This window comes from Nitrosospira sp. Nsp1 (assembly GCF_900100985.1).
Taxonomy (GTDB): Bacteria; Pseudomonadota; Gammaproteobacteria; order Burkholderiales; family Nitrosomonadaceae; genus Nitrosospira.
Genome location: NZ_FMUF01000003.1, coordinates 205,628 through 224,569, shown reverse-complemented (window position 1 = coordinate 224,569; position 18,942 = coordinate 205,628). Strand labels below are relative to the sequence as shown.

The window sequence follows — 18,942 nt, the reverse complement described above, 5'->3', positions numbered from 1 at the left end:
TGAAGGCAAGAACTGCTCTGGCTGGCGTATACAGGCCTTTTCAACACGGATGCCCATCGTTTGCTATTTGTCGCCCACTTGCAGAATAGCCAGAAAGGCTTCCTGGGGAATCTCGACATTCCCGACCTGCTTCATTCGTTTTTTTCCGGCCTTCTGTTTTTCGAGCAGCTTGCGTTTGCGGCTGATGTCCCCGCCATAGCACTTGGCAAGCACGTTCTTGCGCAACGCCTTGATACTTTCTCTCGCGATGATATGCGCACCGATGGCGGCTTGTACCGCAATATCGAACATTTGCCGAGGAATCAATTCGCGCATTTTCTGTGCGAGTTCCCGTCCCCGGTATTGGCTGCTGGCGCGATGCACAATGAGTGACAGTGCATCCACCTTTTCGCCGTTAATGAGAATATCCAGCTTGACCAGATCGGAAGTTCGAAATTCCTTGAACTCGTAATCCAGCGAGGCATACCCGCGGCTTGTGGATTTTAACTTATCGAAAAAATCCATCACGACTTCATTCAGCGGCATTTCGTAGGTGAGCATCACCTGCCTGCCCATGTATTGCATGTTTTTCTGTGTTCCGCGCTTGCTGATGCAAAGCGTAATGACCGCACCCACATATTCTTGTGGAACGAGGATGGTAGCAGTAATGATCGGCTCGCGGATTTCCTCTATTTTCGACAGATCAGGCAGTTTTGACGGGTTCTCGATTTCAGTTATGGAGCCGTCGCGCATCACTATCTGATATACGACTGTCGGGGCGGTGGTAATGAGATCCATGCCGTATTCCCGCTCCAGCCTTTCTTGCACGATATCGAGATGCAGCAGGCCGAGAAAACCGCAGCGGAAACCAAAACCCAGGGCTTGCGATGTTTCCGGCTCATACTGCAACGATGAATCATTGAGCTTCAATTTTTCCAATGCGTCGCGTAAAGCCTCGTACTGGTTCGATTCCACCGGATAAAGGCCGGCAAATACCTGGGGTTTTATCTCCTTGAAGCCAAGCAGCGGCTGGCTGGCGGGACGCTCTGCCAAAGTTACCGTGTCGCCCACCTTGGCCGATTTCAATTCCTTGATACCGGAAATAATAAAGCCGACCTCGCCCGCACCGAGAGATTCCCGGTTTTTTGACTTGGGCGTGAATACGCCGACCTGCTCGCATAGATGGACGGTCTTGCTGGCCATCAGCAATATCCTGTCTCTGGGTTTGAGTATCCCATCCAGTACCCGCACCAGCATCACCACGCCAACGTAGTTATCGAACCAGGAATCAATGATCAGGGCCTTCAGCGGCGCAGCAGGATCACCTTTGGGTGGCGGGATACGTGCAATAACCGCTTCGAGAATATCCAGTACGCCCTCTCCGGTCTTGGCGCTGCAATGCAGCGCATCCTGGGCGTCGATGCCGATAATATCCTCTATCTCTTCAATGACGCGCGCTGGTTCGGCTGCAGGTAGATCGATCTTGTTCAGTACCGGCACGACCTCCACCCCCTGCTCGATGGCGGTGTAGCAATTTGCAACCGTCTGGGCTTCTACGCCTTGCGAAGCATCCACCACCAGTAGCGCACCTTCGCAGGCTGCCAGCGACCGCGATACTTCGTAGGAAAAATCGACGTGCCCCGGTGTGTCGATCAGGTTCAGCAGATAATGAGTACCGTCACGCGATTTGTACTCCAGCGCGGCCGTCTGCGCCTTGATCGTAATTCCGCGCTCGCGCTCCAGGTCCATGGAATCCAGTACCTGCTGCTCCATTTCACGGTCCGACAGGCCGCCGCACAAATGGATGATGCGATCGGCGAGGGTGGATTTACCATGGTCGATATGGGCAATGATGGAAAAATTACGAATGTGCTGCATCAGCGGTCGGGAAGTCGGGGATGGAATCAAAGAGGATGATGATCGGAATGGCGGGATTATAAACAACTAAAAAGGGCACTACTGTGCCCTCTTGAAAATGTATGGTATCGATCCTCGCACGTCTTGCAAGGACCCGGCAACCCCGATTATTCAAGAATACGCATTCTAGCAGCCTGTCGGACTTAAAGGAAATCGGCTGCAAAAGCGTCTGGCCGGTCCACATTTCGCGCTTTTTCGGCCAATGGAATAACTATTGGCCTTTAAAGTCTGTCGTCATCCGGTGACTTTTTTCGCTGCGGTTCTTCAAGTCCGACCGACTGCTAGCGAATTTTGGCGAAATAAGCATCAAGCGCAACAGGATCGAGGTGATAGTGACAAATTTCTTCCCCCTCCGCTACCAGTACCGGAACCTTCAAGCCGAAACGCGACCGTAGCGCTTCATCACTATCCACATCCACCACTTCAAGGTGAAAAGAAAGCTGCACTTGCAATTCACGCAGGGCGGCGATCATATCCTGGCAGAGATGGCAATTCTCCCGGCTATATACCACCAGCTCAAATGGATCGCGACGGGTATCGGAAGCGGCCGGGTTATTTGCTGTCGTTGCCATTGAGCTTCATCGTAATGAAAGTTGCGGTATCGCCACGCCTGACAAGGAGTGCGATGTTGCGTCCTTTTCCGGTTTTGTTGAGCAACTGATTGAATTGCTCAACAGTGGTAACATCCTGATTATTAATGCTGAGAATCACATCACCGGGACGAACGCCGGCGTGGCTGGCGATGCCTGGCACCATGTCTTCCACCAGCAGACCGTTGTCTACTTCCAACTGTTTCTTCTGGTCTGTGCTGAGTTCGCTCAAGCTGAGCCCGATACGATTGGATGTATCCGGCGCTTTACCCCGTTTACCGCCCCGGCCCACCGGTTTCTCATCTGGCGGCGTTTCGTCCACTGTCACCGTCATTTCCTTGGTAGCGCCGTTACGCCAAACCTGCACCGGCACCTTCGACCCTGGCTTGGTGGCGCCTACAATGCGCGGTAAATCGCCTGCAGCAGTCACGGGTTTACCGTCAAACTTCAAAATGACGTCTCTCGCTTCCATTCCCGCTTTATCTGCGGGGCCGCCCTTTTGCACGGAAGCGACCAGCGCGCCGTCAGGTTTCGGCAATCCGAAGGATTCCGCGAGTTCTTTGGTCACTTCCTGGATCAGTACGCCAATCCGGCCACGGCTCACCTTGCCTGTAGCGATCAACTGGTTTGAAATATTCGTGGCTACGTCGATGGGAATGGCAAATGACAAGCCCATGAAGCCGCCGGTACGACTGTAAATCTGGGAGTTGATACCCACCACTTCACCATTCATGTTGAATAATGGCCCACCCGAATTGCCGGGATTGATCGCCACATCCGTCTGAATGAAAGGTACGAAATTTTCCTGTGCCAGGGAGCGTCCCTTGGCGCTGACGATACCAGCGGTCACGCTGTTTTCAAAGCCGAAGGGCGAACCGATAGCCACTACCCATTCGCCGACTTTCAATTTACCCGGATCGCCTTGAGTTACCTTAGGCAAGCCGCTGGCTTCGATTTTGAGAAGCGCAATATCGGTTTTCCGGTCGGCGCCGATCAGCTTGGCGCGGAATTCGCGCTTGTCGGTAAGCTTTACCGTAATTTCATCGGCAGCATCCACCAGGTGCGCATTGGTCAGGATATAGCCATCGGAACTGATGATGAAGCCCGAGCCGAGCGATTTCGATTCGAAGTCCCTGGGTGCGCCGCCATAGGGCTGCATGTGCCGGCGAAAAAACTCAAAAAATGGGTCATCCTCGGGAATATTAGGCATTCCCTGAAAATCCCGATTGGAAATCATGCTGGGCGCTTGCACCGTGCTGATATTCACCACGGAAGGACCTTCTTTTTCAACGAGACCGGTAAAATCGGGTAATTCCCGGGTCTGTGCGAAAACGGCAGTTGACAATCCAATCAGCGTCATCAGAATAAATTTGCGTATCATTCTCTGTCTTCCATAGGATAAAAGCGAATAAACCATCCGTTCGAGATAATAGCTGAGCCTCTGCAAGACTATCATACCGAACTTTTTAGTCTGGCGCGCCAGAAACGGTTTCGTAACAGGCTCAGGAATCAAACGGTATAGGCATCAAACGGTATAGGCGGTGCATTTTTACTCACCACAGCTGTTATCCATACCCGGGCTTGATGACAGGCAACCTGGGTGAAGACCTCCGGGCACATTTTTCCGGTTCGTGGTTCGTTATCAGCGTGCGTCAGAAAACAACTCAAGCGGTATCGAGATTCCATCTCCGCTTCTAATCGGCCTTCCTGCTTACCGAGTTTCCGATTTGCATGACGGTGGCCGGCGGAACTTCGCCTACCGTTGTTACGACGTTATCCGCCACCGTGCGGCTATAGATGTTGATTGCACCACGGCTGTGATAAAGCCCGTCATTCGGCGGGGGGGAATCCTCGGAAACCGGCTCGATGAACACCGATACCGCGGCAAGACCATCCGACAACGCGATATGTCCCACGGGCGCAGGTTTTCCTGAGAGATGACGCTTCATTTCGATGATCTTTTTGAATCCGGGAGGCGGATCTTTTACCTGCCAGCCGAGTTTGCCACGGCCCACCGTGGACGATACGAGATTGGTGGTGCGCCACTCGGCAGCTTTCTTGGCATATTTGGATTTCAACAGTTCTTTATCTATATTGCCGCCAATTTTCAAGGCGGTAAAAACAAACTGTTCGACGACGTGGCCCTTATCCATTACCGCGGCTTTAAGTAGCAGGCCGGTATGGATATCCACCCATAGTTTCTGGCCATAGCGCTTGTCGTCCCTGGGTTCCAGTTCGATTACCTGGCAAAGGTAATCGCTGACGCGTTCCTGCCCACCTTTTTTGACAATATAGCTCTCATCCAGATTATTCAGGGGCTGAGGCAGCAGTGCCGGAAAAACCTTCCGAAGCCAACGCTTTTCAGTGACAACGGTCTTGCTTTCCGGCAAATAGCACCTCATCTCATCATTATTACGGATGATTTCCCGGGGTGCGCCATCCAGCACTTCGCTTCTTTCCTGCTCGCCGTCCTCATTCACGAAATGGATGATGCGAGAGGTCTCGATGTGGTCGCCGGATGAATAAATGAAAGTGCCGACGTAGTTATACTGGCGAGGCGCGGCAGCGATCTTTTGCAGCCAGTTTAATGCCTCTGGGGAGGAACTGGATGGATGTTGTGCAAATACAGGTTGAACGTTGGCGCATAACAGCAATAGGGTAGCCAGCGCGACCCGTGTCATCTGGCAAAATTTTGGTGCGATTCCGCGGACGTACGCATATAAGGCGCTACGCCATGCACCGAGGTACTCGGCGAAAATTCCCGGTGCGCAAGGAGGTAATCGTTAATTTGCGCTGGGGCCGACACCGCTGCCGGAACCGCCGGAATAGCGGTTGCAGGAACCGGATTGTTCTCCGCCAGATTTTGCCGCGCCACCTCCGGAGGTTGCATCGTTTGCAGGCTCATCCATCCTGCGACGGCCACTGCCGCGATCGAGGCAGCGGCAGCGTAGGCGATCGGTCTATGTTTCATCGACGAGCGCGGTGCGAGCACAGCCCGTATATCCGGTTCGTCAGCCAATCTTGCGCCGACGCGACGTGTGATATCGAAAGGTTTCACGTCGGATTGCCCCAGCGAATCGCTGATCAGATGATAAAGCGCCCATTGCTCGCGTAAGCCATCCATTTTTCTGAATTGATCGACAACTACCGCTGCCTCTTCAGGATCCAGCTCGCTATCCATCAACGCTGATATTTTATCTTGCATGCTACCACCTCTTATCTTTGCCGGTCCCCAGCAGGGGCCGTAGTTTTTCCGCTATCGCTTCCCGGGCACGAAATATTCGCGACCGGACCGTACCGATGGGACAATTCATGATGACAGCAATTTCATCATAACTCAGCCCCTCAATTTCTCTCAGCGTAATTGCCGTACGCAATTCTTCAGGCAATTCCTCCAGGGTCTGATTAACCGTCTGCGCGATCTGCTTGCTTGTCAGTTCGCTTTCCGGCGTGTTCATCTCCCGTAAATGACTGCCCTCCTCAAAGCCTTCTGCATCTTCGTTATCGAAGCCGGCGGTGGTCGTCGGCGCACGCCGACCTTGAGCCACCAAAAAATTTTTTGCCGTATTAATACCAATCCTGTACAACCAGGTATAAAACGCGCTGTCTCCACGGAACGACGGTAACGCGCGATAAGCTTTTATAAAGGCTTCCTGGGTCACATCCTCCACTTCCGCAGAGTCGCGGATAAATTGCGATAGCAATCGTGCGAGTTTGCGTTGATACTTGATCACCAGCAGATCGAACGCGTGTTTGTCTCCTTGTTGCGCGCGCTCCACCAGCTGCTGATCGATTTCCCGGTCACCCATGCCACCTAATCCCTGAATTTGTGTTTTTTATACTTGTGACTGCTGCATTACGAGGCAGCCCAGTCAAGTATACTCGTTCAAGGGTCCATCTGGGTATTACGCGCAGACACACTATCGGTGGCCTGTGTGAACAGACAACGCATAATATAAATTAGTTCAGCTGAAAATATGGTTATTCGATATGGCAGAGTTCATGGCGCAATTCCTGACAGTTTTATAATATAAAAAATGAACTCAATAACAGTTCAAAAGTTAAATTGAGGGACCGAAGGGAATGGAAGGGCTGCTTCGATTGCCGGGTTTCACTTTATCGGTGTCCTTACTCTTGCCCAGGTACTGCATAAAAACGACATAACCAAACAAGGGTCGTGGTTCAAATACTGCGCTCGATGTCACTTTGCATCGCATTAAGCACAACCCCGGGTACTTGCTGCTCGCAGTGCTACTTCAATCCGGCATTCCGCCGATGTGAAAGTGAGGGTTGCGAGAATCAGTGACTCTAGCAGCCTGTCGGACTTAAAGGAAATCGGCTGCAAAAGCGTCTGGCTGGTTCATATTTCGCTGCTTTTTTGGCCAATAGAATAACTATTGGCCTTCAAAATCCGCAAAATCTGTTCTCATCCAGTCACTTTTTTCGCTGCGATTCTTCAAGTCCGACAGGCTGCTAGCTCGCCATGCTTCGGCAGCTTTCCGCGCATTTGCGGCAGGCGCGGGCACACTCTTCCATCCCATCCAGTTTTTCGCAACTTTCCGCGCAAGCATCGCAAATTCTGGCGCAGACACCGCAGACATGATTGCTCAGCCCCGAACTGCTCAGCATGAAATTAAGCGACGTCTGGCAAATTTCGGCGCAGTTTATCATGAGTCGGAAATGCTCGGGCTCCAAATGTTTTCCACCTGATTCAAGGCAATGATTCATGGCGGTTTGCAGGCAGATCTGGTGGCAATGACTGCATGCATCGATGCATGCTTGCATGTTGTGGCTGTTATCGGTAGGCATGGTGAGACATCTCCTTTTTTGCTCGTCAAGCGGCTTCCATGTGGCCAAGGCAAAAATCGGTGCAGGAAGGTAATATGCACGCGCGGCGCGGCGCGTTCTGTACGATAGCAGACATAGCCTCTGCTATTAACCCAGATAATTCATTAGGCGGCTCCGCGAGCCTACGCGAGTGCTGGCAGTCAGTTTGCGGCCATTTTCGCTACCTGCGCGGCGTCCATAGACCAGGCTATGGACTTCTCTCAACCGGCAAAACCGTCTCGCAACGTGTCTCGCCATCATCTCGCGTCCTAATGAGTTATCTGGGTTTAAAATCGGGGGAAGGGAGCAGCGAGCGGCGTGAGTTCACTTAATCGATCATCCGGAGGCCCAACCTGTTTCGATCAACGCTTCATGAGTAAATCCGGCGCATATCAGATGGGAGTAATATCAGGTCGGGTAGTATTAATGCCGACTCGGCGATATGCCGACATATATCCTTCTCATCCAAGCGGAGCATGATGGGAAATTACTCCGACCACAAGCATGAGCATGCTTCTTCCGGACCGCCTTCACCGGTCGGGCATGGCGGTCATCGGCACGCGAACCCGCATGACAACGGACGCATATTTGCGATTGCCATCGTTTTAAATATCACGTTTGTAATGATTGAGTTCGGCTATGGCTTTGCCGCCAACTCCACGGCTTTAGTGGCCGATGCAGGTCACAATTTATCGGATGTGCTCGGCCTTGTACTCGCCTGGGGCGCAGCCATCCTGTCGCGTAAAGCGGCCAGCGAACGCTACACTTATGGATTGCGCAGTACTTCCATTCTGGCTGCGCTGGCTAATGCCACGCTGCTTCTTGTGGCCTGCGGTGCGATTGCCTGGGAGGCAGTTCACCGCTTCTCGCAGCCTCCCGTCATATCCGGCCTGACCCTGACCGTGGTTGCAACTGCAGGTGTGATCATCAACGGCTTATCCGCGTGGCTGTTCTTGAAGGGAAGCAAGGACGATCTGAATATCCGGGGTGCGTACCTGCACATGGCGGCGGATGCTGCGGTTTCCGCAGGCGTAGTGGTTTCAGGCATGACAATAATTTTAACGGGTTGGTTCTGGCTCGATCCCGTCATCAGCCTGATCATCATCACCGTGATTATCTATGGTACTTGGGGCTTGTTTCGTGATTCAGTGCAGTTGATATTAAGCGCAGTACCGGCGCACATCGATATCGCGGCTATCGACGCCTATCTGCGGCGCCAGCCCGGCGTAACGGATGTACACGATTTGCACGTCTGGGGCCTCAGCACGACAGAAAGCGCATTGACCGTTCACCTGGTAATGCCCGAGGGTTATCCTGGAGACACATTCATGGACGAGATCAGAAATACACTCGAAGTCCAGTATGCAATTCATCACAGCACCCTTCAAATCGAGCAGGGGCTCGTCAGCCATGCGTGCCATATAAAGTAATCCTCAGCGGGACGTCCTTTCCAATGTTTGTTATAGGAGCCCGTTCCAACTTTCCCATCCATCTGTGCGAAGCTTGGGTGAAGTCGGCGTGTCGCTGCCCTGTCGCAAAGCATGATGGCATAATGCGTATAAAGACCGGCGGCAGGTCTGTTATTATTACATTCATTGGAATTAAAACAAGAATACTCAATTGCCACAGCTCAATTTCGACACTCTGATCATCGGCAGCGGTCTGGCTGGCCTCACCCTGGCGCTGAATCTGGCGCAGACCAACAAGGTGGGCCTCATTACCAAACGTGCGCTACTGGACGGCGCCAGCGGGTGGGCGCAAGGGGGGATTGCCGCGGTTTTGTCGAAGGAAGATTCGCCAGAAGCCCACATAAGGGACACGCTGATCGCGGGCGCTGGTCTCTGTAACGAAGCTGTTACGCGATACGTGGTGGAAGAAGGACCCCGGGCTGTCCAGTGGCTCATCAGCCAGGGCGTGCCGTTCACTCGAAACCAGGGTAGCGGGACCGGGTATCATTTGACCCGGGAGGGTGGTCACAGCGTACGGCGCGTGATCCACGCGGCGGATGCAACGGGGCAGGCCGTGCAGTTGACCCTGATCGAGAAGGCACGTACCCATCCCAATATCACCGTGCTTGAGCACCATGTCGCGATCGATCTCATTACCAGCGCGAAACTGGGCCGCGCGGATCATAACGGCAACCGCTGCTATGGCGCCTATGCGCTGGACAGCGTAGCCGGACAGGTCTACACCATCGGCGCGAATAACACGGTATTGGCGACTGGCGGTGCCGGCAAGGTTTATCTCTACACCACCAATCCCGACACCGCTACCGGCGATGGCATCGCCATGGGTTGGCGCGCAGGCTGCCGCGTAGCCAATATGGAATTTATCCAGTTCCACCCCACCTGCCTTTATCACCCCCATGCCAAATCATTTCTCATCAGTGAGGCGGTACGTGGCGAAGGCGGTTTGCTGAAGCTTCCCGATGGCTCGCGGTTCATGCCCTGGCACGATCAACGTGCGGAGCTTGCGCCGCGGGATATCGTCGCTCGCGCAATCGATTTCGAAATGAAAAAACGCGGGCTCGATTGCGTTTATCTCGATATATCCCACAAGCCGGCCAAATTCCTGAAAGAGCACTTCCCCAACATTTATAAGCGCTGCCTGGAATTCGGCATCGATATCACCGTGCAACCGATTCCCGTTGTGCCCGCCGCTCACTACACCTGTGGTGGTGTCTTCACCGACCGGAAGGGCAAAACCGACATGGATAATCTTTATGCGATCGGCGAAACTGCCCATACCGGTCTGCATGGTGCCAATCGGCTGGCAAGCAACTCGCTGCTGGAGTGCCTTGTATTCGGCCAGGCGGCAGCCAATGATATTATCGGACAGACACCAGCGCCCGCCGTTGAGTTGCCGCAATGGGACGAAAGCCGTGTTACCAATGCAGATGAAGAGATCGTCATCTCGCACAACTGGGACGAATTGCGTCGTTTCATGTGGAGCTACGTCGGCATTGTCCGCACTACCAAGCGTCTGCAACGCGCACAGAATCGGATCGGTCTTCTACATGAAGAAATTAACGAGTATTACGCAAATTTTCGCGTAACCAGCGATCTGCTGGAGCTACGCAACCTGGTGGATACCGCCGACCTTATCGTGCAAAGCGCCATGCTGCGGCATGAGAGCCGTGGTCTGCACTACAGCCGGGATTATCCCGAACTGCTGCCGGAGGCGAAGGATACGGTAGTAAAGCGCGGTCTACCGACTCTATCGCAACACAGGATTAGCCGTGCGTAAGCGTAGCTGCAAGCGGATTGGCCTGACAGAAAGAGTGCCAGGGTCAAACCATACTTATCGGGGCTATTGTCGTTCTTAAGGCAGCAAAGATAGCACTTAATACAAGCGGCTACGTCACGCCTCTACCATCACCGCGAATCCACCATAGATCATGCGCTTGCCGTCAAATGGCATTGAGTTAGTATCTGGCTGCATTCGCGGGTCGACCATCACCTTCTTCCAAGCTTCATCGCGCACTTGGCGCGAGGGCCATGTCACCCACGAGAACACCACCGTCTCGTCCGCCTGGCACTTGACCGCCATCGGAAAGGACGTCAGCTTGCCCTCGGGTACGTCATCGCCCCAGCACTCGACGACGTTCAGCGCGCCGTACTCTTTGAATACTATGGCAGCCTTTGCGGCATGCTCCCGGTAGATTTCCCGATTGGCCGTAGGCACGGCAACAATGAATCCATCGACGTAGTTCATGATTTATCTCCTCCATGGTTTAAATCGAATCTAAACGGCCAAAGCCAAAGCGAACCAAAAAAGCAATACTTGCATTTTCGTCCCAGAGTAGCAAAAGGGAAAGCTTGTTCGGCATTTCGTAGTGTTAACACGTTCTAGATATATCCGCCGAGGTTCGCGCGCTTTCTAAAAATCATTCTCCAGCTCTATCATTTCGATATTGGACTGGACGTGGGCCGAGGAAATGTGATGCTGCATGAGATTCACTTACATATCATTGGTTTTTCGTTCCAATTCTAGCTTGGCGTAAATAAAAATATTAATATCAATTTCCACCACAAACCTGTTCCGTATCGATCGAGAACTCGCATGCCTCCGTCTTTCCCATCCAGCGTTCGCGATCCATCGGGCCGGAGCAGCCTGCGTCTTCCAGAAGCGCACGGGTACCGGTCGCATCGCATACGAGCACAACCGAGTGGCGTTCCTGCCGCAGCACCCTGACCTTATAGCCCCGGAAATTTTCCAGCAGCACCGGATCGTGGCGGGTGGCGAGTTCCAGCAATTCGCTGTCGCCAAGGTCGGGTGAGGGGTTTTTGTAACGCACCGTCGATTCCACCGCAGCCGATAGTTTTGTCAGTGCGGAGGCTTTGACGTACATTTCCTCACTATCGGGGCCTCGCTGACTGGAGGTGCAGGCCGCCAGGAAACCAATCGTGATCATAACGCCAATGGCATTGGCAACAGTGGTTCTGGTCATGCGCGGCTCTTCCAATAAACATAGTTGCCGTCAACGTCTCTTCCGGTATCCAGGTTCCAGTTGACCGATACCGTCTGGTACGTGTCATCTTTCGTGAACACGGCACTGGCAATATATGCCCAGGCGGTAAGGACGTTTTCCATCGCCCGTTCGAATATCTGGTCATAATTCATCGGTCCGAGAGGGGTGGCCAGACCTTTCAGATATTGATTGTCGAGATCGCCTATCGCCGGATAGGTCAAGCCGAGGTTAGCGGCAACGTGTCGCGCAAAAGGGGGAAGTGCACCGCCTTCCTCCGCTTTGTCAACGATGAACTTGAACGCGCCGTGCCAATTGTCGATGATCGGAGGATTGGTTTGATATGGGTCGGAATAGCAGGTCTCGAGCATGCGTTGCCATGTCCTTACGATTATCGGGTCGAGCTTTCCGCTGTCGGGTTTATCGCAACATCCCCAGATTCCCGAATCCAGATGCTCGCCCAAACCTATCTCACCGATATTCAATCGTTGAAATATATAGGCATCCTGGTGCATCTCGCAGATTCTGTGCTTGCCCTTGTTTTTTTGATATTCGCCTACTTTCAGCTCGATGACGGGATGAATCGTCACATCCGCCACGACATGGCTCGTATATCCCAGCAGCCAGGCGAATGTCTTCTGTTGCGATGCGCCGTCCAGTTTTCTAATAAGATCAATTCCTGCTTTGATCATATCGCCGGTTTTTTGATAATGCATTCGATCTGCCCACTGACAGGCATCGGGATGAGCGATATCCAGATAGGGATAATCCGGGCTGACCGCGCCAAGCTCGCAAAAGCGGAAGTAATCCAGTACCGGAACGATTGCCTCAGGCGTTAAACCGTGACTTTCGAGCCGGACCGGTTCCCTGATCAGATTGACGAGCGTGAGATGTGCATAGGCACCAGGCATGTATGCTCCAGGTTCCACTTCCTTGATCGCATGCCATCCAGCCTGGTTGGACGGTGCCGCGATCGTTGATCGGATATTGCATCGGAGAATCGGTGCTATTGTATATTTTGTTTCAGCTTCAGGCTGCGATGGTCATCACCGTATTTTAATGTAGCGATGCATCAGCCGAATATCAAATTTAATGCGTTTTAGCGACCAGAGGCTTGTTGTTAAAGCTGTTATTGGATGATTTAAACCTAAATCCGGTAGTTGGACGGGGTGAATTGCACAGTTTTTGGGGTGCGGGGCAAGGCGCAACGACGCGGAATGGTCGTTCCATTCCAAGAAGTTGCAACGCAGCCATGTGCCCCAAAAACTGTGCAATTCACCCCGTAGCGGCCTCACCCGGAAGGTGAGCGTCAAATAATATAAAATATTGTTATTAATCATGACTCTGATCTATCAAATGAGCGGTCAACTACCGGATTTAGGTTAAATGTTTAGTTACTTTGAGAAACTGATTTATCCCTATCCCGATTCCCAGGACAGGATTCCGCCAAAACGCTTTTCATCTTTCGTATGGGAAGCAACAGATGGCGTAAGGCGGTATCTTGTCGCGATGACCTTGCTTACCGCATCCATAGGCGCGTTCGAAGCAATATTGTTTGCGATACTGGGGAAGGTGGTTGACTGGCTCAGTGAAATTCCGCCTTCTCTACTATGGCAACAAGAACGGTACACGCTTCTTCTGTTTGCCGGGATATTGGCGGCAAGCCCCATCTTGGTTGGATTGCAAAATCTCATTAAGCACCAGGTGCTGGGGGGGAATTTTCCGATGCGGCTACGCTGGAATTTCCACCGGCTGATGCTTAATCAGAGCATGAACTTTTATCAGGATGAATTTGCCGGTCGCGTAGCGGCCAAGGTCATGCAAACCGCTCTTGCACTGCGTGATGTCTGTTTTATCCTGGGAGATATCCTCGTTTATGTAACGATTTACTTTTTTACGCTGGTTGCGGTGGTCGGTAATTTTAATGTCTGGATGTTACTGCCTTTTATGGCGTGGTTAACTCTCTATATTTTCACATTGTGGTTTTTTGTTCCGCGCATGAGCCGGGTTTCTCAATCCCAGGCCGATGCACGTTCCCTCATGACGGGGCGCATCAGTGACGCTTACACCAATATTGCAACGGTCAAGCTCTTCTCACATGCCGGCAGGGAAGCGAGTTACGCGAGATCGGCGATGCAGGAGTTCCTGAAAACGGTGCATAGCCAAATGCGATTGATCAGCAGCTTCGAGACGGTTAATCAGATCATGGGCGCGGCACTTATCATCGCTGCGGTTGGCGTGGCTTTGCTGTTATGGACAAACGGTGAAATAGGCGTCGGTGCGGTTGCTGTCGTCGGTGCAATGTCGCTACGGCTCAACGGCATGTCTCATTGGGTCATGTGGGAAATGGCGGCGCTATTCGAACATGTCGGCACTGTGCGAGACGGCATCAATACCTTATCCCGGGCGCATCTGGTAACCGATTATCCCGATGCAAAGCCGCTGCAGATCAATAATGCCGATATCAGGTTCGAGGAAGTGCTCTTCTGTTATGGAGGAGATACACCCGTGATAGATCGCCTCTCGCTGCATATCAGGCCGGGCGAAAAGATTGGACTGGTTGGACGTTCAGGCGCGGGTAAATCCACCCTCGTAAACCTGCTGCTCAGATTTTATGATATCGAGCAGGGGCGCATACTGATCGATGAACAGGACATCAAATATGTTACCCAAAACAGTTTGCGCGCCAGTATCGGCATGGTTACGCAGGATACTTCGCTCATGCATCGCTCGGTGAGGGACAACATTTCATATGGCCTGCCGGATGCGAGCGATGAGCATATGATAGCCGCTGCGAAAAGAGCCGAAGCACACGATTTCATAGCCGGGCTGACCGATCCTATGGGGCGTAAAGGCTATGACGCACATGTGGGCGAGCGGGGGATAAAGCTTTCGGGTGGTCAACGCCAGCGGATTGCGATAGCCCGCGCCATGCTGAAAGATGCGCCGATCCTCCTGCTCGATGAAGCGACCAGCGCCCTGGACTCCGAAGTGGAATTAGCCATCCAGTCCAGCTTGTATCGATTGATGCAGGGCAAGACAGTGATCGCAATCGCACATCGCTTGTCGACTATCGCGGCGATGGATCGCCTGATCGTGATCGATAAGGGTCGTGTTGTAGAAGAAGGCGACCATCAAAGCCTCATAGCGCTCAATGGCCTCTACGCGCGGCTATGGAATCATCAGAGCGGCGGGTTCCTGGGGGGCGACGTGTAATTTGTTTTGGCGCATGCCATACCTTGCACTGCGCCATCCTGCATGAATGAAATGATCAGAGTAAAGGTTCTGGTCGAAGTTATGTAATGGAGACCGGGAGTACGAAGCAGGCGGTTCAATTCAGGTGCCCAGCTCTATGTCCACCTCGGGCTTGACGCCTGTGCGGATAGCCGCCTCCGTCAGCGATGGCAGGCACAGCTCGATAAAGCGATAAGCGTAGCCGCGCAGGTAGTGGCCGCGCCGGACGGAAATATTGGTCGTATTTTTCTCGAACAGGTGCGAACTATCGAGCAGGTTGAGCTTCGTATCCCGCGCCGGGTTGAACGCCATGGAAGCGACAATGCCCACCCCCAGCCCGAGTTCGACGTAAGTCTTGATGACATCGGCGTCCAGTGCCGACATGGCGATATCGAGTACCAGACCTGCCTTTGCGAATGTCTGATCGATTCCTGTCCGCCCCGTGAAACCTTCGTGGTATGTGATAACAGGAAATTCGGCAATCGCTTCAAGGGTAAGGACATGGACGGATTCCAAGGGATGTCCGTGCGGCACGATGACGGCGTGATGCCATGAGTAATAGGGAAAGGACGCCAACTCCGAAACGCTCTCCAGCGCTTCCGTGGCAATGCCGATATCTGCATGGCCGTCGAGCAACATCGATACGATCTCGCCGGGGCTGGCCTGATGCAGGACGAGATGCACCTGCGGAAACGCCTTTTTGAATTGGGTCACCACCGGTGGCAAGGCATACTGTGCCTGAGTATGCGTAGTTGCAATGGTTAGCCGCCCCTGCTTCCGGTTGCTGAATTGCTCAGCTAGAAGCTTGACGTTCTTGGCATCGAGCAGGATGCGTTCGACTATCTTCACCAGTTCCTTCCCCGGATCGGTCAATCCGAGCAGTCGTTTCCCTTTGCGTATGAACAGCTCGACGCCCAGTTCATCTTCCAGATCTTTTATATGCTTGCTGACGCCGGATTGTGAAGTAAACAGGGCGTTTGCCGCTTCGGTGAGATTGTAGTTCTGCCGAACTGTTTCGTGGATGATGCGCAATTGCTGAAAATTCATGTTATTCAACCTAATCTGGTAGTTGACATGTTCCCGTCGCCTTGCCACGGAGGAGAAGTGTTGAGTAACTTGTTTTTGCCTAACAGCGCACCGATGCCTGCCGGACCGAATACCTTATGACCGGAGAAAACAAACCAGTCACAATCGAGTTGCTATACATCCACGCGCATGCGCGACACGGACTGCGCACCATCCATCAGTAGCGAGAGCCCCGACACAGTGAGCCATTGGACCGGTTCCCTCGCCTGGCGCTGTTCACCGTCGACGATTTTTTTGGCGGTTGGCAGAAGGTACAGAAAATGCACTTCGCCAAGGGTGGAATTCTCGAGCAGATCCAGAGCAATTGAAAGTGATACTGTACCGGCATTACCTGAATCACTGGCGCATTCTCGATTCGTTGATCTGCTTTCCTTCCTTGCTTTTTGAATGTCGTGATCTATATTGTCAATGGGAGTCGGCAAAGCCAGCGTCTCCAGCCAACGTCTTTACGTTGCATATTGATCAGCTAATCCTCTTTAACGCGGCCTATTGTCGTCGTCTTGAGCGAGGTTAATTTTAATGAAGGAGTTATCCATGCAACCGGATCAGCCCGTCATCCAGATTCCAAACCAGTATCAACTCAGCGGTAAGCATCTCCATGTTACATACTCGACCACCAGTTTTGACGGCAAGCCGCGTTTCACCTACCAGGACCGGCAGCAGACGCTCAGCTTCAGCGGGGACGAGATTCGTAGTGTCGAGACCGAAGTCGGCATTCTTGTCAGTGTAACCATCCGCATGACTGTCGATACCGGTGGAACTACTTTCAGCATCCTGCTGCCGCATGTGCAAATACCGGGAGAGCAGACGATACCCGTCAAAACTTTCGGTATAACGACTATACACAAGTTCTCGATCATACCGATTAGCGGACAGCGAGACTTTTATACGGTAACACGTCTGAGCGGCAGCGCCTCGCTGGTATTTTTCTAGTCCACTGGATTTTAAACCAGCGCATCGGATGACGCTTGGCCCGTTTGTTTGGAATGACTCAAGCCGTAGCTTCTGCTTTATCAAGCAGCGGGCATTTTCCGGAACGCGGGCTTGATGGCAGCGCCAACAGTTGACGAGTACCCAGCCGTTGGGGACCATGGCTTGGTATTCGGTTGAATACAGCATGCTTGCTACATATTGGAACAGTAAGCTTCAACCCGGGTCTGCCGGGTTTTTTTCCGTCGGATCTTTCCACTTCCACCGCAACAGCACTCGTAACTGCCTGAACTGCTCCGCATCTATTCCGTCCGGTAGTATCACTATACTGCGTGCGAAAAATCTTCGCCGTCGTCTCGGGCAGCCTGACGGAGGAGGTAATTTGGCGGGTTCCTGGCGTTTCAGCGGCTTCAGTTCGAGCAACGTCAGATAAGGCGCGACAAAGCTGCTGCCGAGCAGTATGCAAACGATGCGGTCGCCGCGCCGTGTTTCAAGCGTGCAAATTATTTCTTCCGATAATTCGATATTCATCACCGAATCCGGCGAGCGTAATAAAGCGTGACGCCTCAAGTAGAAAACAAGGCTGACGACCAGCATGGCGGACCCCGCCAGTTTGGCTGATACGGGCAATATCAGCGGCCATAGCAGGCCGATCGCCGCGAAATGGGCGACACTCAGCATCGCGGCAAGGCGCCCGGAGGGTTTGAGCCGGACAACCACTAGCGGGGGAAGAGACGAAGGCATGAAGTTAGCCATGGTCGAATTATCTCATTCCTGGCGATTTGCCGCTCATCCGGAGCGTATGCTTTATAATTAGCCCTTTCCACAGCCATACATCGTTCTGCATGAACCTTATCTGGCAAGCATATCTGCGCAACCATGGCGCCATTATCCAGAATGGCTGCGTTGTCGGCTTTGGCGATAACGCGGCCGAACTTGAGAGTGCCCGGTCTGCTACGGTATTAAGCGACCTTTCGCACTTTGGCCTGATCCACTTCTCGGGAGAGGATGCGCAATCCTTCCTGCAAGGGCAGTTGAGTTGCGACGTAAAGCAGGTCAATGCTTCCGCTGCGCTCTATGGAGGTTATTGCAATCCGAAAGGCAGGTTGCTGGCGAGTTTCCTGATCTGGAGCAAGGGCATCGGCAATGGCGGCGGTTACGTCATGCAGTTGCCCGCGGTAGTGCGGCCCGGCATACAGAAGCGTCTGGCCATGTACGTGTTGCGTGCTAAAGTAAAGCTTGCCGATGCCAGCGATGATCTGGTGTGCCTGGGTGTGGCGGGAGACGATGCCGAGGCGTTGGTGCGGAAAAATCTGGGTGAGGTTCCCGCTTCCCGTCTCGGCGTGATTCATAGCGAATTCGTGAGCATCATTCGCCTTGCACAGAATCGATTTGAACTGGCTATTGTGCCGGAAAAGGCCCCCGCAATATGGGAAGGTCTGAGCAGGGACGCCGTACCGGTGGGCGCACCCTGTTGGGATTGGCTGGAAATCAAAGCCGGTATTCCCATCATTACACCCGCCACTCAGGAGCAGTTCGTGCCGCAAATGGCAAATCTGGAGGCCATCGGCGGCGTGAGTTTTCAAAAAGGTTGCTATCCTGGTCAGGAAATCGTGGCTCGCAGTCAATATTTAGGTAAAATCAAACGTCGCATGTATCTGGCGAATATCCGGCCGGGGATATCCGATAGCCAGGTTGAGGCCGGGGACGAGTTATTCGGAGATATGGGGGAACAATCCATCGGCATGGTAGTCAACGCATCACCTTCCCCTGATGGCGGCTTCCATGTGCTGGCGGTCATTCAGACAAGTAGTGTCGAGGCCGCGGCGGTTCGCTGGAAATCGCTGGCTGGCCCATCGCTGGAGATCGCGCCGCTACCTTATTCACTGAGCTAATGAACGGGACAACTTT

At 53.0% G+C, this 18,942-nt stretch carries 18 protein-coding genes and 1 pseudogene; 5 read left to right on the top strand and 14 right to left on the bottom strand.

From position 1 onward, the window contains the following. Positions 1-63: 63 nt before the first annotated feature. From lepA to BLP78_RS15495, 7 genes are all read right to left on the bottom strand, one after another. Positions 64-1,860 carry a translation elongation factor 4 gene (lepA, locus tag BLP78_RS03270; RefSeq protein WP_176752772.1) on the bottom strand — a complete coding sequence of 599 codons (1,797 nt, stop codon included), beginning with the start codon at positions 1,858-1,860 and terminating at the stop codon, positions 64-66. A gap of 317 nt (positions 1,861-2,177) precedes the next feature. Further along, positions 2,178-2,468 carry a glutaredoxin family protein gene (locus BLP78_RS03260; protein WP_090456450.1) on the bottom strand — a complete coding sequence of 97 codons (291 nt, stop codon included), beginning with the start codon at positions 2,466-2,468 and terminating at the stop codon, positions 2,178-2,180. Further along, positions 2,449-3,867 carry a DegQ family serine endoprotease gene (locus tag BLP78_RS03255; RefSeq protein WP_090456448.1) on the bottom strand — a complete coding sequence of 473 codons (1,419 nt, stop codon included), beginning with the start codon at positions 3,865-3,867 and terminating at the stop codon, positions 2,449-2,451. The genes BLP78_RS03260 and BLP78_RS03255 overlap by 20 nt, the downstream gene beginning before the upstream one ends. Positions 3,868-4,180: 313 nt before the next feature. Beyond that, a complete protein-coding gene (locus tag BLP78_RS03250; protein ID WP_025040209.1) occupies positions 4,181-5,167 on the bottom strand; it encodes a MucB/RseB C-terminal domain-containing protein in 987 nt (328 codons plus the stop codon). Then, entirely contained in the window at positions 5,164-5,691 is a 528-nt protein-coding gene (locus BLP78_RS03245; RefSeq protein ID WP_090456446.1) for a sigma-E factor negative regulatory protein, read from the bottom strand. Before BLP78_RS03245 ends, BLP78_RS03250 begins: the two co-directional genes overlap by 4 nt. A gap of 1 nt (position 5,692) precedes the next feature. Continuing rightward, positions 5,693-6,295, bottom strand: a complete 603-nt coding sequence (gene rpoE / locus BLP78_RS03240) for an RNA polymerase sigma factor RpoE (protein WP_090456443.1) — start codon at positions 6,293-6,295, stop codon at positions 5,693-5,695. 585 nt (positions 6,296-6,880) lie between these two features. After that, complete coding sequence (locus tag BLP78_RS15495; RefSeq protein WP_176752771.1) at positions 6,881-7,087, bottom strand: hypothetical protein; 207 nt, start codon at positions 7,085-7,087, stop codon at positions 6,881-6,883. Between the two features lie 702 nt (positions 7,088-7,789). Here BLP78_RS15495 and BLP78_RS03230 point away from each other — a divergent pair. After that, the gene (locus BLP78_RS03230; protein ID WP_256329993.1) at positions 7,790-8,743 is read left to right on the top strand and encodes a cation diffusion facilitator family transporter; all 954 of its coding nucleotides are present in this window, start codon (positions 7,790-7,792) and stop codon (positions 8,741-8,743) included. A gap of 190 nt (positions 8,744-8,933) precedes the next feature. Beyond that, a complete protein-coding gene (gene nadB, locus BLP78_RS03225; protein ID WP_090456438.1) occupies positions 8,934-10,559 on the top strand; it encodes an L-aspartate oxidase in 1,626 nt (541 codons plus the stop codon). Positions 10,560-10,673: 114 nt separating this feature from the next. On the opposite strand, the gene BLP78_RS03220 is transcribed toward nadB, so the two are convergent. The 3 genes from BLP78_RS03220 to BLP78_RS03210 form a co-directional block, all read right to left on the bottom strand. After that, positions 10,674-11,027: a DUF1428 domain-containing protein gene (locus BLP78_RS03220; protein WP_090456436.1), complete on the bottom strand. Its 354-nt coding sequence runs from the start codon at positions 11,025-11,027 to the stop codon at positions 10,674-10,676. Positions 11,028-11,331: 304 nt separating this feature from the next. Next, positions 11,332-11,763 (bottom strand): hypothetical protein, encoded by a 432-nt coding sequence (locus BLP78_RS03215; protein WP_090456433.1) that lies wholly within the window; start codon positions 11,761-11,763, stop codon positions 11,332-11,334. Next, the gene (locus BLP78_RS03210) at positions 11,760-12,692 is read right to left on the bottom strand and encodes a zinc dependent phospholipase C family protein (RefSeq protein ID WP_090456431.1); all 933 of its coding nucleotides are present in this window, start codon (positions 12,690-12,692) and stop codon (positions 11,760-11,762) included. The genes BLP78_RS03215 and BLP78_RS03210 overlap by 4 nt, the downstream gene beginning before the upstream one ends. A 475-nt stretch (positions 12,693-13,167) precedes the next feature. Between BLP78_RS03210 and BLP78_RS03205 the strand changes: the two genes are divergently transcribed. Further along, positions 13,168-14,997: an ABC transporter ATP-binding protein gene (locus BLP78_RS03205; RefSeq protein WP_090456429.1), complete on the top strand. Its 1,830-nt coding sequence runs from the start codon at positions 13,168-13,170 to the stop codon at positions 14,995-14,997. 120 nt (positions 14,998-15,117) lie between these two features. Here the strand turns inward: BLP78_RS03205 and BLP78_RS03200 are convergent, their stop codons facing one another. From BLP78_RS03200 to BLP78_RS16185, 3 genes and pseudogenes are all read right to left on the bottom strand, one after another. Further along, positions 15,118-16,062, bottom strand: a complete 945-nt coding sequence (locus BLP78_RS03200; protein WP_090456427.1) for a CysB family HTH-type transcriptional regulator — start codon at positions 16,060-16,062, stop codon at positions 15,118-15,120. Between the two features lie 5 nt (positions 16,063-16,067). Further along, a pseudogene (locus BLP78_RS16190) lies at positions 16,068-16,202 on the bottom strand (aminotransferase class V-fold PLP-dependent enzyme); the annotation flags it as partial. A gap of 12 nt (positions 16,203-16,214) precedes the next feature. After that, positions 16,215-16,523 carry a hypothetical protein gene (locus BLP78_RS16185; RefSeq protein ID WP_371128847.1) on the bottom strand — a complete coding sequence of 103 codons (309 nt, stop codon included), beginning with the start codon at positions 16,521-16,523 and terminating at the stop codon, positions 16,215-16,217. 112 nt (positions 16,524-16,635) lie between these two features. Here BLP78_RS16185 and BLP78_RS03190 point away from each other — a divergent pair, with 112 nt between their 5' ends. Then, positions 16,636-17,034, top strand: coding sequence for a hypothetical protein (locus tag BLP78_RS03190; protein WP_025040197.1), 399 nt, complete (start codon positions 16,636-16,638; stop codon positions 17,032-17,034). 213 nt (positions 17,035-17,247) lie between these two features. Here BLP78_RS03190 and BLP78_RS03185 read toward each other — a convergent pair whose 3' ends face one another. Further along, positions 17,248-17,787: a protein YgfX gene (locus BLP78_RS03185; RefSeq protein ID WP_256329992.1), complete on the bottom strand. Its 540-nt coding sequence runs from the start codon at positions 17,785-17,787 to the stop codon at positions 17,248-17,250. Positions 17,788-17,876: 89 nt separating this feature from the next. Here BLP78_RS03185 and BLP78_RS03180 point away from each other — a divergent pair, with 89 nt between their 5' ends. After that, positions 17,877-18,926 (top strand): CAF17-like 4Fe-4S cluster assembly/insertion protein YgfZ, encoded by a 1,050-nt coding sequence (locus BLP78_RS03180; protein WP_090456423.1) that lies wholly within the window; start codon positions 17,877-17,879, stop codon positions 18,924-18,926. The last annotated feature ends 16 nt before the right edge of the window (positions 18,927-18,942 follow it).

Coding starts and splice junctions, on each gene's coding strand:
- BLP78_RS03190 (WP_025040197.1), top strand. CDS start 16,636: ATGCAACCGGATCAGCCCGTCATCCAGATTCCAAACCAGTATCAACTC.
- rpoE (WP_090456443.1), bottom strand. CDS start 6,295: ATGGGTGACCGGGAAATCGATCAGCAGCTGGTGGAGCGCGCGCAACAA.
- BLP78_RS03250 (WP_025040209.1), bottom strand. CDS start 5,167: ATGACACGGGTCGCGCTGGCTACCCTATTGCTGTTATGCGCCAACGTT.
- BLP78_RS03220 (WP_090456436.1), bottom strand. CDS start 11,027: ATGAACTACGTCGATGGATTCATTGTTGCCGTGCCTACGGCCAATCGG.
- BLP78_RS03245 (WP_090456446.1), bottom strand. CDS start 5,691: ATGCAAGATAAAATATCAGCGTTGATGGATAGCGAGCTGGATCCTGAA.
- BLP78_RS03185 (WP_256329992.1), bottom strand. CDS start 17,787: ATGGCTAACTTCATGCCTTCGTCTCTTCCCCCGCTAGTGGTTGTCCGG.
- BLP78_RS03215 (WP_090456433.1), bottom strand. CDS start 11,763: ATGACCAGAACCACTGTTGCCAATGCCATTGGCGTTATGATCACGATT.
- BLP78_RS03230 (WP_256329993.1), top strand. CDS start 7,790: ATGATGGGAAATTACTCCGACCACAAGCATGAGCATGCTTCTTCCGGA.
- BLP78_RS03180 (WP_090456423.1), top strand. CDS start 17,877: ATGAACCTTATCTGGCAAGCATATCTGCGCAACCATGGCGCCATTATC.
- BLP78_RS03200 (WP_090456427.1), bottom strand. CDS start 16,062: ATGAATTTTCAGCAATTGCGCATCATCCACGAAACAGTTCGGCAGAAC.
- BLP78_RS15495 (WP_176752771.1), bottom strand. CDS start 7,087: ATGTCTGCGGTGTCTGCGCCAGAATTTGCGATGCTTGCGCGGAAAGTT.
- BLP78_RS03205 (WP_090456429.1), top strand. CDS start 13,168: ATGTTTAGTTACTTTGAGAAACTGATTTATCCCTATCCCGATTCCCAG.
- BLP78_RS03255 (WP_090456448.1), bottom strand. CDS start 3,867: ATGATACGCAAATTTATTCTGATGACGCTGATTGGATTGTCAACTGCC.
- BLP78_RS03210 (WP_090456431.1), bottom strand. CDS start 12,692: ATGCCTGGTGCCTATGCACATCTCACGCTCGTCAATCTGATCAGGGAA.
- BLP78_RS03260 (WP_090456450.1), bottom strand. CDS start 2,468: ATGGCAACGACAGCAAATAACCCGGCCGCTTCCGATACCCGTCGCGAT.